Genomic DNA, 15,718 nt, shown 5'->3' with positions numbered 1-15,718 from the left:
ATTACTTCAGCGACGGAGCGATGTTGACGCAGGCTTCGCAAAGACCAGCGACAGCGCCGACGGATTTCTGGAAGGCGGCTTCTTCTTCCTTGTTCAGTTCGATCTCGATGATGCGCTCGATACCGCCGGCACCGATGATGGTGGGCACGCCGACATACATGTCGTCTACGCCATACTGACCCGAGAGGTGGGCAGCGGCGGGCAGAACGCGCTTCTTGTCCTTGAGATAGGATTCAGCCATTTCGATTGCAGAAGCGGCCGGCGCATAATAGGCCGAACCGGTCTTCAAGAGGCCGACGATTTCAGCACCGCCGTCACGGGTGCGCTGGATGATCTGCTCAAGGCGCTCGGCGGTCAGCCAGCCCATCTTGACGAGATCTGTCAGCGGAATGCCGCCAACGGTGGAATAACGTGCGAGCGGCACCATCGTGTCGCCGTGACCGCCAAGAACGAAGGCAGTGACGTCCTGAACCGAAACGTTGAATTCTTCAGCCAGGAACAGGCGGAAACGCGCGCTGTCGAGAACGCCGGCCATGCCGACGACCTTGTTCTTCGGCAGGCCGGAGAACTTCTGCAGCGCCCAAACCATGGCGTCGAGCGGGTTGGTGATGCAGATCACAAAAGCGTTCGGGGCATATTTCTTGATGCCGGCGCCGACCTGTTCCATGACCTTGAGGTTGATGCCGAGAAGATCGTCGCGGCTCATGCCGGGCTTGCGGGCAACGCCGGCAGTGACGATGCAGACGTCTGCGCCTTCGATGGCGGCATAATCGGAAGCGCCGGTGAGCTTCGCATTGAAACCTTCAACCGGGCCGGACTGGGCAATATCCAGACCCTTGCCCTGCGGAATGCCGTCGGCGATGTCGAAGAGGACGATATCGCCCAGTTCCTTCAGGCTGGCGAGGTGTGCCAGCGTGCCGCCGATCATGCCAGAACCAATAAGTGCAATTTTTTTGCGAGCCATCGAATGCTTCCTCTTGAGCTTCAATTCAATTTCACCGCGCCAAACCGGCAGCCAAATTGTCGCACTTCGATTAGCCCCATTGGCCAAAATTGGCAACAGATTCTTTTGTGATGAATATTTTCAATCGTTTAGATCATTATTTTCTTACGTAAACGTAAGAAAATACGTCACGAAAGTGTCAAACTTTCTGGCGTTTCTCGTGGTGCAACGCCAGATAATCCGCACTGCGCATTTCAAACAGGCGCGAGGCGGTGCGATCGAATTCGAAACCTTCCGTCCCCTTGCGCTTGCCGAGCAGATCTTCCGGCATGGCTGCGGCGGAGGCGAAAAGCCTGACGCTGTGATCGTAAAGCGCATCGATGAGGATGATGAAACGCTTGGTCTCGTTACGCTTGTCGGCATTCAAGAACGGAATATGGTCGATGAAGACCGTATCAAAACGATTGGCGATGGCAAGGAAGTCGGAGGCGCCGAGCGGCTTTTCGCAAAGGTCGGAAAAGGAGAAACGGGCAACCCGGCCGCTGGCGCGCGGCACCAGAATGGAGCGGCCCTTCATGGGTATCTCGGTCGGTGCAACGAGGTGGCCGGCAATCATGTGCCGCCATGCCATGTCCATCGCCTGATCCGCCGAACCGTCGAGCGGCGTGACATAAACCGGCAGACTTTCCAGCTTCTCCATCCGGTAATCGGTGGGGCTGTCCAGCGTCACCACCTCCACATGCTTCTTCAGCAAATCGACGAAGGGCAGGAAAAGGCCGCGATTGAGACCGTCCTTGTAGAGATTGTCAGGCACGACGTTGGAGGTCGTCACCAATGTGCAGCCATTGGCAAAAAGCTCGGTGAACAGCCGGGCGAGGATCATTGCATCGGCAATATCCGTGACGGAGAACTCATCGAAGCACAGGAGTTCTGCTTCCGCCAGGAGCTGGGCGGCGACGGGCGGAATGGGATCGGCCTGCTTGGTCTCGCCATTCTTCAGTTTCTGCCGGTGCGCATGCACGCGATCATGCACATCCGCCATGAATTCATGAAAATGGCAGCGCCGTTTGGAGGAGACGGGCGCCATCTCATAGAACATATCCATCAGCATGGTCTTGCCGCGACCGACGCTCCCATAGACATACAATCCCTTGACGGTCTTCGCCGGGCCGGACTTGCGGGCGAACATCCAGCCGAGAGCGCTCGTTTTCTTGGCGGGCTTGCGTGCCTTCAGATCGGCGAGAATGCGGTCGAGATGGGCAGCTACGCCAAGCTGGGCGGCGTCGGCCTGCAAGGTGCCAGCTGCCGTCAATGCGTTGAGCTGTTCAACGACACTATGATTGTAGTCAGGCAATGGCTTCATGAAAAAGCGCCCCGGACGCGGGCGCAAATATGCACCCGCGACGAATGGAATTGCTGCTTAGAGCGAAGAAGGCAATCCGGCTGCACCGGAAATGCTCATCGGCTGAGGCTGAGCGGCTGACCGCTATTGGTCGTGCCATCGAAGCGCGCATCGGCGCTTTTGTAGACACGGCCGATCGTATCGCCCGAACGGTTCTTGAAGAGGACCATCTTGCCGGACACTTCCCAAGAGCCCATCGCCGTCAGCTCGCCGGAGCAGCCACGCGTGCCGCCACGCGAGCCGCTGCCGAGATTGGTGAGCGTCAGGAACATGTCGCAATTGGCGCCGCCATTGGAAACGCGCCAGTTGCCGACCATGGATTCCTTGGTGACGTCGAGTGCCGTCGTCGGCGGAGCGGCAGAAGCCACATCGGTGCCGCCAGGCGTTGCCGAAGCGGGTGCCGATGGGAACTGGCTGCCCGAAGCGCCGCCGGGCGGCGGCAGGGCGCCGGACTGAACGGAGGGAACCGGCTGCGCCTGCAGCGGCGGCGTATAACCGGGATTATTGCTGCCGTTGTTGTTGTAATCGTAGGAGGTACGTTGGCAACCGGCAAGGCTCATCACAACCGCAAGGCCCGTCACCACATATCTGAATTGCATATCAAGCTCCCGATTCTCTCGCTTCCGGAAAGACCATGATCAAACAAGAAGGCTGAATTATTACCAAAGCCTTATCTTGCGCAAGCGATGGCCTGGATAATTACCATTTCGGTCGATTTTTACCGAATTTTCCCACGCCGGGTTGTAAAAAGGGCCACGGTCGAGACCGCGGCCCGATAAATTTTCTGTCGTCAGCGAATCGCCTTTAGACGCGACGCTCGACCATCATCTTCTTGATTTCCGCGATCGCCTTGGCCGGGTTCAAGCCCTTCGGGCAGGCCTGCGCGCAGTTCATGATGGTATGGCAGCGATAAAGGCGGAAAGGATCCTCGAGATTGTCGAGACGCTCGCCGGTTGCCTCATCGCGGCTGTCGATCAGCCAGCGATAGGCCTGCAGCAGAACGGCGGGACCGAGGTAACGGTCGCCATTCCACCAGTAGCTGGGACAGGAGGTAGAGCAGCAGGCGCAGAGAATGCACTCATAAAGACCATCCAGCTTCAGACGATCCTCATGGCTCTGTTTCCATTCCTTGGCGGGCGTCGGCGAAACCGTCTTAAGCCAAGGCTCAATGGAGCGGTGCTGCGCGTAGAAATTCGACAGATCGGGAACGAGGTCCTTCACAACAGGCATATGCGGCAGCGGATAAACCTTTACCGTGCCGTTGATCTCTTCCATGCCCTTGGTGCAGGCGAGCGTATTGGTGCCGTCGATGTTCATCGCGCAGGAACCGCAGATGCCTTCGCGGCAGGAGCGGCGCAGCGTCAGCGTCGGGTCGATATTGTTCTTGATGTAGAGAAGCGCATCGAGAACCATCGGCCCGCAATCGTCGACATCGATATAATAGGTGTCGATGCGCGGATTCTGGCCGTCATCCGGGTTCCAGCGATAGATGCGGTATTCGCGCACATTCTTGGCACCGTCAGGCTTCGGCCAGACCTTGCCTTCGTTGATCTGGGAATTCTTGGGGAGAGCGAGTTCAACCATGTCCAGTTCCTCAAATCAGTAGACGCGCGCCTTCGGCTCGATCTTTTTGGGATCGATACCGTCGGCGATCAGGTCGGTGTGAACCGGGCGGTAGTCGAGCTTGACGTCCCCTTCGGGGCTGACCCAGGCGAGCGTGTGCTTGCGCCAGTTCACGTCGTCGCGACCGGCGAACGGACCGTCGACGAAATCCTCGCGGGCATGCGAACCGCGGCTTTCCTTGCGCGCTTCCGCGCCATAGACCGTGGTGATCGCATTGGCCATCAGGTTGTGCAGCTCGAGCGTCTCGACCAGATCGGAGTTCCAGACCATCGAACGGTCTGTAACCTTGACGTCCGGCAGTTCCTTCCAGATGGCGGAAAGACGCTGGCAACCGCTTTCCAGCGATTCCTGCGTGCGGAACACGGCCGCATCGTCCTGCATGGCGCGCTGCATCTTGTCGCGCAGCACCGCCGTCGGCGTCGAGCCATTGGCGAAACGCAGGCTGTCGAAGCGTTCCATGATCTTGTCGCAGGCAGCGATGTCGAGCGCGGGAACCGCCGCATCGCGGTCGATGACCTGGGCAGCGCGGATGGCGGCGGCGCGGCCGAAGACCACGAGGTCGATCAGCGAGTTGGAGCCGAGGCGGTTTGCACCGTGAACCGAGGCGCAGCCGGCTTCGCCGACAGCCATCAGGCCGGGCGCGATACGTTCCGGGTTATCGGCATCGGCGTTCAGCACTTCGCCCCAATAGTTGGTTGGAATACCGCCCATATTATAGTGAACCGTCGGCAGAACCGGGATCGGCTCGCGCGTCACATCGACGCCGGCGAAAATCTTGGCGCTTTCGGAAATGCCCGGAAGACGCTCATGCAGGATCGCCGGATCGAGGTGATCGAGATGCAGGAAGATGTGATCCTTGTTCTTGCCGACACCGCGGCCTTCACGGATTTCCATCGTCATGCAGCGGGAGACAACGTCACGCGAGGCAAGATCCTTCGCCGATGGCGCATAACGCTCCATGAAGCGCTCGCCTTCGGAGTTGACGAGATAACCGCCTTCACCGCGTGCGCCTTCGGTGATCAGGCAACCTGCGCCATAAATGCCGGTCGGGTGGAACTGCACGAATTCCATGTCTTGGAGCGGCAGGCCGGCACGGGCGATCATGCCGCCGCCGTCACCTGTGCAGGTATGGGCCGAGGTCGCCGAGAAATAGGCGCGGCCGTAACCGCCGGTCGCCAGCACCACCATCTTGGCGGAGAAACGATGTATCGTGCCGTCATCGAGGTTCCAGGCGACGACGCCGGTGCAGCGGCCGTCTGCCGACATGATGAGGTCGAGCGCGAAATATTCGATGAAGAATTCCGCATTGTTGCGCAGCGACTGGCCATAAAGCGTGTGCAGGATGGCGTGGCCGGTACGGTCGGCGGCAGCACAGGTGCGCTGCACCGGCGGGCCTTCGCCGTAATTCTGCATGTGGCCGCCGAACGGGCGCTGGTAGATCTTGCCTTCTTCGTTACGCGAGAAAGGCACGCCGTAATGCTCCAGCTCATAAACCGCCTTCGGCGCTTCCATGGCGAGATATTGCATCGCGTCGACGTCGCCGAGCCAGTCGGAGCCCTTTACGGTGTCGTAAAGGTGCCACTGCCAACAGTCGGGCGTCATGTTGGTAAGCGATGCGGCAATGCCGCCCTGCGCCGCGACCGTGTGGGAGCGGGTCGGGAAAACCTTGGTGATGCAGGCCGTGCGGAAACCCTGTTCCGCCATGCCGAGCGTTGCGCGCAGACCCGCGCCGCCGGCGCCCACCACGATCACGTCATAGGAGTGATCGACATAGGTGTAGGCCTTGCCATTCTGGGAAGGTGAACTGATCGATGCCATGGCGGACTTATCCTGCGAATGCGATTTTCAGAATGGCGAAGATGGAAAGACCGCCAATCAGAATCGCGAAAAACGTATTGAGCATCAGAAGAACGAGCTTCGAAACCTCGGCGTGAACGTAGTCTTCGATGATGACCTGCATGCCGAGCTTCATGTGGATGAGGCCGGAGACCAGCACCAGAGCCATAATGACCGCAACGAGCGGGTTCGACAGCGCGGCGACGACTTCCGGATAGGGCGCGCCGGCATATTTGATGAGGAAGATCACGAAGAAGATCAGCAGCGGAACGTTGGCGACCGCAGTGACACGCTGGCGCAGGAAATGGTCGGTGCCTTCCTTGGCGGAGCCAAGACCGCGAACCTTTCCGAGAGGTGTACGCATATCCATGAAAAATCTCCTCAGCGCACGATCAGGACAATGACCCAGATCAGCGCGGTCAGACAGATCGACGCGACCCACGAGGCCTTTGCCAGCTTGGTGGTAAAGTGCTTTTCGAAGCCATGACCCAGATCCCACATGAAATGGCGAAGACCGCCCAGCATGTGGTGGACCAGAGCCCAAGTATAGCCGATCAGGATGAGCCTGCCGATGATCGTGCCCATCGCCCAGTTGACCCAGTCGTAATAGGCAGGCCCCGAAGCAAGAGCGATCAGCCACCAGGCAACCAGAAGCGTCCCGAAATAAAGCGCGCCGCCTGTGATGCGGTGCACGATGGATGCGACCATCGTCGGGATAGGCTTGTAAATTTGAAGATGCGGCGACAGAGGCCGGTTATTAGTCGCATTCGCCATCAGAACCTCGCGGCGTTTTCCCGTGCGCCCATCAAACGGGACGCCCCCAAGCAACAGCACATGACGAAAGAATGTGCATTGCACCAACCGCGACGTTTAATCACATGGGGGCGTCATCACAAGCACATTTCATGACCGATTCGAATTTAATCGATTGGTTCACGAATTTTTTTTGGATTTTTTTGCGTCAAAATAAAAAATCGAGCGTTTCCAAGATTTACGCCCTCAAAATATTTACCTTTACGTAATTCAGAAAAGGTGTAATTTACGATTGGTTAACCTCGAAAACCGGAGCATGATGCTCATGTTACAATGCCGAATCGCCGCCCTGACCATGATGGTTGCAGGCGCCATTTTAACCTTCGTGCCACTGGCAGTGGCAGAAGATTTTTATGGTCGCCATGATTATCGGCACCGTCAATCGCAGGTGAGCTTCTCCACCGATGGGCTGCCATCCACCCTCCCCGGCGGCACCTATGTCGGCGGAATATCAGCCCTGCGGGTGCGCGGAAACGGCAATTATTTCGCGATTGGCGGTGGGTTATCGCGACAGCGCGCAACCGCTGCCGCCACCGCGCAACTTGCGCCCAGGGCCAAGATCATCGACGTGCGCGCCGAAACTGCAGGCGATGCCTGCGCCTACGAACATGGCGTCTGCATCATCAGGCCCTGAAGCATTCCAGTAAAAATGCGAAAAGGCTTTGCATCTGGCAGTGCTAAACCGCCTGATCAGATAAAGCGCCACACCGTGGTCTTCTTCACTTCGCTGTCTTCCAGCGCCCGCGTCACCGGCACCTGATAGGTCGCCTCGGCGCGCAGACGCTGTTTGGGCAGATAGGCCCGTCCCGGATCGCCCACAAGCACGCTCACGCCATTCTCCGTCAGTTCGAGAAACCACGGCACGAGAAGATCGGCAAAGGCACGGTCATAGAACACGTCGCCGGCCAGCAGGATATCCGCCTCGACCGGCTTACCGACCAAATCCAGCCCCGTAAAACCGATGTCCACGCCATTGAGCGCCGCATTCAACCGAATGGCCGTTTCCGTCCACGGATCGATATCGGCAGCCAGAACCGCACTGGCGCCCGCCTTTGCCGCAGCAATGGCGACGAGCCCGGAGCCGCTGGCGAAATCCAGCACGCGCTTGCCGGAAACGCTTTCAGGATGATCGAGAACATACCGGGCAAGCCCCTGACCACCGGCCCAGGCGAAGGCCCAGAAGGGCGGCGGCAGGCCGATCTCTTGCAGCTCCTCCTCCGTCTTCAGCCACAGCTCATGGGCTTCAGTGGCGAGATGAAGACGCAATTCCGGCACATGCGGCGGATGCATGATGGCAGCATTGTCGAGAATGAAGCGTTCGGGATCAGTCCTCACCGAAACATCAGTCCGGTGATTTCGGCGGATTGGCAAGGCCGCCCATGCGGCAGACCTCGAGATATTCCTCTTCCGTCACCGGCTGTACGGAAAGCCGCATTGAAGTGACCAGCGACATCTTCGCCAGTTTCGGATTGGCCTTCACATCCTTCAGCGAAACGGGCTGCGGCATGTCGCACACGGCGCGGATATCCACGCAATCCCATTTCAGATCGCCTTCCGCAGTCGAATCCGGATGCGACAAGGCGCAGACTTCGACGATGCCGACGACATCCAGCCCCTCATTGGAGTGGTAAAAGAAGCCCTTGTCGCCGATCTTCATGGCGCGCATGTTGTTGCGCGCCTGATAGTTGCGCACGCCGGTCCATTCTTCGCCCGCATCACCCTTGGCCTTCTGCATTTCCCAGGACCACTTGAACGGCTCGGACTTGTAAAGCCAATAATTCGCCATGTCCGGTCACGCTCCCGGATTGTTGAAGACCCAATTATAGGGCTTCACGTCAACGCTTTCGAACAGGCCGGCCTTGGCATAGGGATCGGCATCGGCGAGAGCCTTTGCCGCCTCGATATCGGCGGCTTCAACGATCACGAGGCTGCCATTCGGCTTGCCTTCGGCATCCAGAAACGGGCCGGCGATCTTCAGCGTGCCCTCGGCGTTCAGCCTGTTCAGATGTTCCAGATGGGCGGGGCGCGTTTCCATGCGCACATTCAGATGGCCGGGCTTGTCCTTGCAGATAAAGGCAAACAGCATTTTCGTCTCCTTATGGTCGGCCAACATTCATTCAGTGGTGATGGGCCGTGTCATCAATTGTTGCATGGCGCTCGCCACATCCAGATTGCCGTCGATGATGGCGGCCACCGCCTCGGTAACCGGCATGTCGACCGCGTGATGCTCACCGAGCCGGGCGGCGACAGCTGCCGCAAAGGCGCCTTCCACCAGCCCGCCGGACATGTCCTTGCCCTCACCCCGGCCAAGCGCGATGCCGAAACGCAGGTTGCGCGATTGGTGGCTGGTGGCCGTCAGCACCAGATCGCCGAGGCCGGACAGTCCGCGCACGGTATCGGCCTTGCCGCCCATGGCGACGATGAGCCGCGACATTTCGGCAAGCCCGCGCGAAATCAGCGCCGCCCGGGCGGAATCGCCAAGGCCGGCGCCTTCAACAATGCCGGCGGCAATGGCGAGAACATTCTTCAGCGCCCCGCCAAGCTGCACGCCGATGCGGTCGGTCGAGGCATAAAGCCGGAAGGTCCTGCCGGAAATCGTCGTTGCCAGCCGTTCGGCGACCGCCGCATCTGCCGCCGCAATCGCCATGGCCGTCGGCAGTCCGCGCGCAATATCGGCCGCGAATCCCGGACCGGAGAGAACCGCAATCGGATGATGCGGCAATTCCGCTTCCAGAAGTTCCGTCAGCAGCCGGCCGGAGCTGCGGTCGATACCCTTGGCGCAGGTGACGATGATAGAGTCATTAGCCAGGTAAGGGCCGTAATGGCGGGCCGCGTCGGCGTGAGCCTGCGAAGGCATGGCGAAGAGGACGATACTCGCCCCCGCCAGCACATCGGGCTCTGCGGAAAATTCAAGCGCATCCGGCAGGTCCACACCCGGCAAGGCCGCCTCATGCACACGGTCGTTTCTAAGGTCGGCCATCAGTGACGGATCGCGGCCGAGCAGGATCACGTCATGCCGGTTTTCCAGCGCGATGACGACGGCAAGCGCGGTTCCGAAGGCGCCGGCGCCGATGACGACGATTTTTTCCCGCTGCATCAGGCCTTGGCTCCCCTTTTACCGAAACCGATCAACGTCTCCGCGCTGCCATCAAGCGGCCAGCGCGAGCGCGGCGGAATGTCCAGCGGATCGGCTTCCCTACCATCCGCCATGCGCTCCAGGCCGGCCCAGGCGATCATCGCGGCATTGTCCGTGCAAAGCCGGTGCGGCGGCGCAACGAAACGGAAGCCATGGATATCGCAAAGCGCCTGCAGCGTCTGGCGGATTTCCTGGTTGGCGGCGACACCACCGGCCACGACCAGCGCGGGCATGGTCTCCAGCTGCGGAAAATCTTGTTTAAACCGCGCAAGGCCGCGGCCGATACGGTCTTTCAGGGTGCGCGACACCGCCTTCTGGAAGGAAGCACAGATATCGGCGATATCCTGCTCCGAAAGCGGCGCGATGGCGGTCGCCGCCTGCCGCACCGCCGTTTTGAGGCCGGAAAAGGAAAAATCCAGCCGCGCTTCCCCCACCATCGGGCGCGGAAGCGGAAAACGGTCCGGGTTGCCCTTCGCCGCCGCTTTCTCGACGGCAGGCCCACCGGGATAGGGCAGGCCCAGAAGTTTCGCAGTCTTGTCGAAGGCCTCGCCCAGCGCATCGTCGATGGTTGTGCCCCAACGCTCATAATCGCCGACGCCGCGCACCAGCACCAGCTGGGTATGGCCACCGGAAACCAGCAGCATCAGATAGGGAAAAGACAGACCGTCGGTCAGCCGCGCTGTCAGCGCATGGCCTTCCAGATGGTTGATGGCGTAGAGCGGCTTGTCCGCAGCCTTGGCAATCGCCTTGCCCGTCATCAGTCCCACCAGCAGGCCGCCAATGAGGCCGGGGCCAGATGTAGCTGCGATGGCGTCGATATCGGCAAGGGTCACGCCCGCCTGCTCCAGCGCTTCTTCCACCAGCGTGTCCAGCGCCTCGACATGGGCGCGCGCGGCGATCTCCGGCACCACGCCGCCATAGGCGCTGTGTTCCTCAAGCTGCGACAAAACGACGTCGGAGACGATTTCGCCACGCCCGTCCGCATGCCGAACCACAATGGATGCAGCGGTTTCGTCACAGCTGGTCTCTATGCCGAGGATACGAAGAAAGGGGGTCATCAAATCTGTTCGTTCATTGCGATCATGCGCGAAGTTGGTCTAAGACAACTCCGGTAACAATGGATAGACGCGGATGCAAACAAAACCTTTCCGAATCGGCACGCGCGGCAGCCCGCTGGCGCTTGCGCAGGCTTATGAGACCCGCAGCCGGCTGATGACGGCGCATGGTCTGCCGGAAGACATGTTCGAAATCGTCGTGCTGTCCACCAAGGGTGACCGGATTACCGACCGCGCTTTGTCGGAAATCGGCGGCAAGGGCCTGTTCACCGAGGAACTGGAAAACCAGCTTCTGTCGGGCGAACTCGATATCGCCGTGCATTCCTCCAAGGACATGCCGACCGTTTTGCCCGAAGGGCTCTATCTTTCCGCCTTCCTGCCGCGCGAAGACATGCGCGACGCCTTCATAGGCCGCACCGCGCCGAGGCTTCTTGAACTGCCGCGGGGCGCCATCGTCGGTTCCGCATCCTTGCGCCGCCAGGCGCTGATCCGTCGACTGCGGCCGGATCTGAGCGTCATCGTCTTCCGCGGCCTGGTCGATACACGCCTGCGCAAGCTCGAAGAAGGCCAGGCGGATGCGACGCTGCTTGCCTTTGCCGGCCTGAAGCGGCTGGGCAAGGAGAATGTGCCGACGGAAATTCTCGATCCGAGAGAATTCCCCCCCGCTCCCGCCCAGGGCGCAATCGGCGTGGAAAGCCGCGTAGGTGATAGGCGCATGGACGAGCTGCTTGCCCCGATAAACGACAGGCCGACTTTTGACGCCGTGACCTGTGAGCGCGCCTTCCTGGCGGCACTTGACGGCTCCTGTCGTACGCCAATCGCCGGCTATGCCACCTGCGAGGGCGAGGAACTGCATTTTTCCGGCCTCATCCTCACCCCCGACGGCCAGACAAGCCACGGCATCGAAATCTCCGGCAACCGCAGGGATGCGGCGAAACTCGGCCGACAGGCCGGCGAAGAGGTGCGCGCCAAAGCCGGCAGCAATTTCTTCGAAGGCTGGAGCTGAGCCGGTGCGGATCGTCGTCACCCGTCCGCAGCGTTCGGGCGAAAGGACGGCGGCGAAACTTGAAGCGCTGGGCCACACACCGGTGCTTCTGCCGCTGTTTCATCCCGTCCATCATGGCGAACGCGCCATCTCGGCGCTGTCCAACCCGATGGGGGCAATCGCCGCAACCAGCGCCGAAGCCCTGCGGGCACTGGCTAGGTCCGAAGAGCAGCTCGCCCCCTATCTGTCAAAACCGCTTTTCGCCGTCGGCGGCGCAACGGCAGAGGCCGCAAGAAAAACCGGCTTCGAACGGATATTTACCGCCTCCGGAGACGCCCTCGGCCTGACCGCGCTGGTGACGCAGCACCGCACCTTTCTGACCGAAGACGAACCCTTGCTCTATCTCGCCGGCAGGCCACGCGGCACGGTCTTCGAGGAAGGCCTCGCCGCCGCCGCAATCCCGTTCAGAACGGTCGACTGTTACGAAATGCTGCCCTCGGTCATCTCTCAATCCATGCTGGAAACGGCTCTTGCTGAACCCGCCGCAGACGTCGTGCTGCTCTATTCTTCAGAAGCGGCGCGAGCCTTTTTCCGGCATGTATCGGTGGATCGATACAGGTTGAAGCTGGCGGCGACAAAATTCATCTGCATCAGTCACAACGTGCTTTCTCTGGTTCCGGAAATCTTTCATGCAAACGCCATCGCCGCCAAAGAGCCGAGCGAGGCCGCGATGTTTGAACTTCTGCGCCACAACTCTGGAACCTAATTCGAGCTCACCTCTTTCCTTTGCCGCCGTCACTGACTAGGTTTAGATTACTGCAGGCAGAAATGAGGTTGTCATGGTATCGGGAAAGCCGCCACGCCACTCCAAGTCCAAAGCCGAACCGGTCACCATCGACCTGGACGCGAAAGACGTGAAAGCAATTTCCGCTGACGTGGACGCTACCAAGACGGACGAAAAGCCGGGTGACGAAACGCCTGCGGCCACCTCAGCGTCCAGAGTTTCTGGCACAAAGCCTGAAGCAGCCACAACGGGCAACCCTGCCCCCGTCTGGGATCAGCCTAAGAAAACCCCTATCGAGCCTGAACCCAATGTCGGCAAAGCGGAAGCCACAACCGCCGGGTCGAAGGCTGAGGGCCCTGCGGACAGGCAGAAGGAGCCCATCTCGTCGGCGCCCGTTCCGCCCAAAGCCGAGGCAAAACCGACGACGGACACCGTCGAGACCAGCGCCGCTGCGGCTGCGGCTGCAGCCGCAAGCGCGAAGCCGGCCCTTGGCTCCACGGCTTCCTCCAGTGCATCCAGCGGCGCCACTGCCCCAAAACCATCGACCACGTCCTCGTCTTCAGGACCCGCCAAGCCGTCCACGTCACAGCAGGTGGAACGCAAACAGGCCGCAACCTCCGGCCTGGTCGCGGCGGGTATCGTGGGCGGCCTCGTGGCACTCGCCGCTGCCGGCAGCATGCAATATGCCGGCATCCTGCCCTCCTTTAATGCGAACAGGGCCGGAAGCGAGGGAATCGCCGCGCTGAAAACCGATCTGGGCAGCTTGCGGCAGCAGCTTGCCAATGCACCAGCTGCCGACACCTCGGCGCTGGAGCAGCGCATCACGACCCTCGAAAGCGCAACGGGCGAGGCCCGCCAAGTGGATGGGCTGTCGGAAAAAATCACCGCTCTGGAAGCTGCCCTCCAGTCGGAGCGAGCCGCGCAGGCCTCGGCGACGGCGGAGCTGACACGCCGCCTTGCCGATGCGGAAGCCAAGATCAACGAGCCGCGCGACGATATCGAAGTCGCCCGCGCCATCGCTTCCGCGGCGCTGAAGGCTGCGATCGATCGCGGCGGGCCGTTCCTGACGGAACTCGACACGCTCTCCAAGGTCACGCCCGACGATCCGGCCATCGCATCGCTGCAATCCTTCGCAGCAACCGGCGTGCCGTCGCGTTCGGAGCTGATGCAGAAATTTCCCGATGTCGCCAATGCGATGCTGTCGGCCATCAATCAGCCTGATCCCAATCAGGGCATCATGGAACGCCTGACCGAAAGCGCCTTTTCGCTGGTGAAGGTGCGCCCGGTCGGAAATATCGAGGGCGAGACACCCGATGCGATGATCGCGCGCATGGAAAACAAGCTGCGCAACGGCGACCTGCAGGGCGCGGCACTTGAGTGGAACAGTCTTCCCGATGCCGCCAAAACGGCATCCGCCGATTATAAGAAATCTCTGGATGCGCGCATCGAGGTCGAAAATCTGGTCGGCGGCACGTTGAACCGCGCCATCACCAGCACCGGCAAACAGGGGTAAGGGCATGACCAGAATTCTGATTTTCGCCGTTATCGTTCTGGCTCTCGGTTTTGGCTTCTCCTGGCTGGCCGACAGGCCCGGCGTCCTTTCCATCGTCTGGCAGGGCCAGCTGATTGAAATGAGCCTGATGGTCGCCGCCTCCATCATTGCGGCATTGGTCGCCGCCGTCATGCTGGTCTGGTGGGTCGTCAACGCCATCTGGACATCGCCCAACGCCGCCCGTCGTTATTTCCGTGCCCGCAAGCGCGACCGGGGTTATCAGGCTCTCTCCACCGGCCTCATTGCCGCCGGTGCGGGCAACGCCATCCTCGCCCGCAAGATGACAGCCCGTACACAGGGACTGCTGAGTGCCGATCAGGAACCACTGATCCATCTGCTCGATGCGCAGGCCGATCTGATCGAAGGCAAATATGACGAGGCGCGGCGCAAATTCGAAGCCATGGCCCGCGATCCCGAGACCCGTGAACTTGGCCTTCGCGGCCTTTATATCGAGGCGCGCCGTCAGGGCGCCTACGAAGCCGCCCAGCAATATGCCGAGGATGCGGCGGAAAAAGCACCCTATCTGCCCTGGGCGGCACAGGCGACACTGGAAAACCGTTGTCGCAACGGACAATGGGACGACGCCATCCGCCTGCTCGACCAGCAGAGGGCGGCCAGCGTCATCGAACGCGGCGAGGCGGAGCGGCTGAAAGCCGTACTTCTCACCGCCAAGGCCGGCGAAAAGCTGGAAAGCGACCCCGTGGGTGCCCGCGAGGATGCCAAACACGCGCTCAAGCTTGCCAAGAGCCTCGTTCCGGCAGCGCTGATCGCGGCAAAATCCTATCTGCGCGAGGACAATCTGCGCAAGGCGGCCACGGTTCTCGAACCCGTCTGGAAGAACGATCCACATCCGCAACTCGCCGAACTCTATGTCCGCGCCCGCAGCGGCGATACCGCCATCGACCGGCTGAAACGGGCTGAGCGGCTGGAGAGCCTGAAACCCAACAATATTGAATCGCTGTTCGCCGTGGCGCAGGCAGCGCTCGACGCCAAGGAATTCGCCAAGGCGCGGGCCAAGGCCGAAGCCGCCGCGCGGATTGAGCCACGCGAAAGCATCTTCCTCTTGATGGCCGACATAGAGGAGGCCGAAACCGGCGATCAGGGCCGGGTGCGCTACTGGATGGCGCAGGCGCTGCGCGCCCCGCGCGATCCCGCCTGGGTGGCCGACGGCGTCGTTTCGGAAAAGTGGCTGCCAGTTTCACCCGTTACCGGCCGTCTCGACGCTTTCGAATGGAAAGCGCCTTTCGGCCAGCTTGAGGCTCCCGTCGAAGACCTGACAATCGAAAACGCGATTGCTGCAGCGCCCGCAAGGGCCGAACCGGCCGCGAAGACGATCGTTGTCGAAGCCGCACCTGAGACCCGCGCCGAACCGAAACCCGCCCCGGCCGAACCGATCGAGGTCAAGCCGGTTGTATCGGTCCCGCAGGAGAAAAAGCCGGCCACAATCGAAGCACCGGTAGAAACCGATGTTACGGATGAAAAGGCGGAAGCCGTGCCGTTTTTCGGCGGCGCGCCGGATGACCCGGGCGTCAAGAAACCCGGCGCGGAAGCCGAACCCAAGACCCGGCTCAAACTCTTCTGACGAACAG

At 60.8% G+C, this 15,718-nt stretch carries 17 protein-coding genes; 5 read left to right on the top strand and 12 right to left on the bottom strand.

Features of this window, described 5'->3' with window-relative positions; all coding sequences use genetic code 11:
- Position 1 precedes the first annotated feature (1 nt).
- The 7 genes from mdh to sdhC all read right to left on the bottom strand — a co-directional run bounded on the left by mdh (position 2) and on the right by sdhC (position 6,578).
- The gene (mdh, locus tag AC5YUO_RS08985) at positions 2-964 is read right to left on the bottom strand and encodes a malate dehydrogenase (protein ID WP_003504984.1); all 963 of its coding nucleotides are present in this window, start codon (positions 962-964) and stop codon (positions 2-4) included.
- A 178-nt stretch (positions 965-1,142) separates the two neighbouring features.
- Complete coding sequence (zapE, locus tag AC5YUO_RS08980; RefSeq protein ID WP_496153037.1) at positions 1,143-2,306, bottom strand: cell division protein ZapE; 1,164 nt, start codon at positions 2,304-2,306, stop codon at positions 1,143-1,145.
- Between the two features lie 95 nt (positions 2,307-2,401).
- Positions 2,402-2,944 (bottom strand): protease inhibitor Inh/omp19 family protein, encoded by a 543-nt coding sequence (locus AC5YUO_RS08975; RefSeq protein WP_496153036.1) that lies wholly within the window; start codon positions 2,942-2,944, stop codon positions 2,402-2,404.
- Positions 2,945-3,149: 205 nt separating this feature from the next.
- Positions 3,150-3,929: a succinate dehydrogenase iron-sulfur subunit gene (locus AC5YUO_RS08970; RefSeq protein WP_052818754.1), complete on the bottom strand. Its 780-nt coding sequence runs from the start codon at positions 3,927-3,929 to the stop codon at positions 3,150-3,152.
- A gap of 15 nt (positions 3,930-3,944) precedes the next feature.
- Positions 3,945-5,786 carry a succinate dehydrogenase flavoprotein subunit gene (sdhA, locus tag AC5YUO_RS08965; protein ID WP_496153035.1) on the bottom strand — a complete coding sequence of 614 codons (1,842 nt, stop codon included), beginning with the start codon at positions 5,784-5,786 and terminating at the stop codon, positions 3,945-3,947.
- 7 nt (positions 5,787-5,793) lie between these two features.
- Positions 5,794-6,174, bottom strand: a complete 381-nt coding sequence (sdhD, locus tag AC5YUO_RS08960) for a succinate dehydrogenase, hydrophobic membrane anchor protein (RefSeq protein WP_003504989.1) — start codon at positions 6,172-6,174, stop codon at positions 5,794-5,796.
- 11 nt (positions 6,175-6,185) lie between these two features.
- Complete coding sequence (gene sdhC, locus AC5YUO_RS08955) at positions 6,186-6,578, bottom strand: succinate dehydrogenase, cytochrome b556 subunit (RefSeq protein ID WP_400817126.1); 393 nt, start codon at positions 6,576-6,578, stop codon at positions 6,186-6,188.
- Positions 6,579-6,882: 304 nt separating this feature from the next.
- Here sdhC and AC5YUO_RS08950 point away from each other — a divergent pair, with 304 nt between their 5' ends.
- Positions 6,883-7,251 carry a hypothetical protein gene (locus AC5YUO_RS08950; RefSeq protein WP_496154835.1) on the top strand — a complete coding sequence of 123 codons (369 nt, stop codon included), beginning with the start codon at positions 6,883-6,885 and terminating at the stop codon, positions 7,249-7,251.
- A gap of 56 nt (positions 7,252-7,307) precedes the next feature.
- Here AC5YUO_RS08950 and AC5YUO_RS08945 read toward each other — a convergent pair whose 3' ends face one another.
- Genes AC5YUO_RS08945 through tsaD form a run of 5 tightly spaced genes read right to left on the bottom strand, consistent with a single transcriptional unit; the run spans position 7,308 to position 10,811 of the window.
- Positions 7,308-7,952 (bottom strand): class I SAM-dependent methyltransferase, encoded by a 645-nt coding sequence (locus tag AC5YUO_RS08945; RefSeq protein ID WP_496153034.1) that lies wholly within the window; start codon positions 7,950-7,952, stop codon positions 7,308-7,310.
- A 7-nt stretch (positions 7,953-7,959) separates the two neighbouring features.
- Positions 7,960-8,403 (bottom strand): EVE domain-containing protein, encoded by a 444-nt coding sequence (locus AC5YUO_RS08940; protein ID WP_496153033.1) that lies wholly within the window; start codon positions 8,401-8,403, stop codon positions 7,960-7,962.
- 6 nt (positions 8,404-8,409) lie between these two features.
- Positions 8,410-8,703, bottom strand: coding sequence for a YciI-like protein (locus tag AC5YUO_RS08935; RefSeq protein WP_035221661.1), 294 nt, complete (start codon positions 8,701-8,703; stop codon positions 8,410-8,412).
- A gap of 27 nt (positions 8,704-8,730) precedes the next feature.
- Positions 8,731-9,714, bottom strand: a complete 984-nt coding sequence (locus AC5YUO_RS08930) for an NAD(P)H-dependent glycerol-3-phosphate dehydrogenase (RefSeq protein WP_496153032.1) — start codon at positions 9,712-9,714, stop codon at positions 8,731-8,733.
- Positions 9,714-10,811 (bottom strand): tRNA (adenosine(37)-N6)-threonylcarbamoyltransferase complex transferase subunit TsaD, encoded by a 1,098-nt coding sequence (tsaD, locus tag AC5YUO_RS08925; protein ID WP_496153031.1) that lies wholly within the window; start codon positions 10,809-10,811, stop codon positions 9,714-9,716. Before tsaD ends, AC5YUO_RS08930 begins: the two co-directional genes overlap by 1 nt.
- A 73-nt stretch (positions 10,812-10,884) precedes the next feature.
- On the opposite strand from tsaD, the gene hemC reads away from it, so the two are divergent.
- From hemC to AC5YUO_RS08905, 4 genes are all read left to right on the top strand, one after another.
- Complete coding sequence (gene hemC / locus AC5YUO_RS08920; protein WP_496153030.1) at positions 10,885-11,814, top strand: hydroxymethylbilane synthase; 930 nt, start codon at positions 10,885-10,887, stop codon at positions 11,812-11,814.
- Between the two features lie 4 nt (positions 11,815-11,818).
- Positions 11,819-12,559 (top strand): uroporphyrinogen-III synthase, encoded by a 741-nt coding sequence (locus AC5YUO_RS08915; RefSeq protein WP_496153029.1) that lies wholly within the window; start codon positions 11,819-11,821, stop codon positions 12,557-12,559.
- Between the two features lie 73 nt (positions 12,560-12,632).
- Positions 12,633-14,090, top strand: coding sequence for a mitofilin family membrane protein (locus tag AC5YUO_RS08910; RefSeq protein WP_496153028.1), 1,458 nt, complete (start codon positions 12,633-12,635; stop codon positions 14,088-14,090).
- A gap of 4 nt (positions 14,091-14,094) precedes the next feature.
- Positions 14,095-15,711: a heme biosynthesis protein HemY gene (locus AC5YUO_RS08905; protein ID WP_496153027.1), complete on the top strand. Its 1,617-nt coding sequence runs from the start codon at positions 14,095-14,097 to the stop codon at positions 15,709-15,711.
- Positions 15,712-15,718 lie beyond the last annotated feature (7 nt).

It is taken from the genome of Agrobacterium sp. LEGMi-208b, from assembly GCF_059511785.1.
Note: the sequence above shows the minus strand (reverse complement) of the source record. Positions and strands in the feature narration are given on the sequence as shown.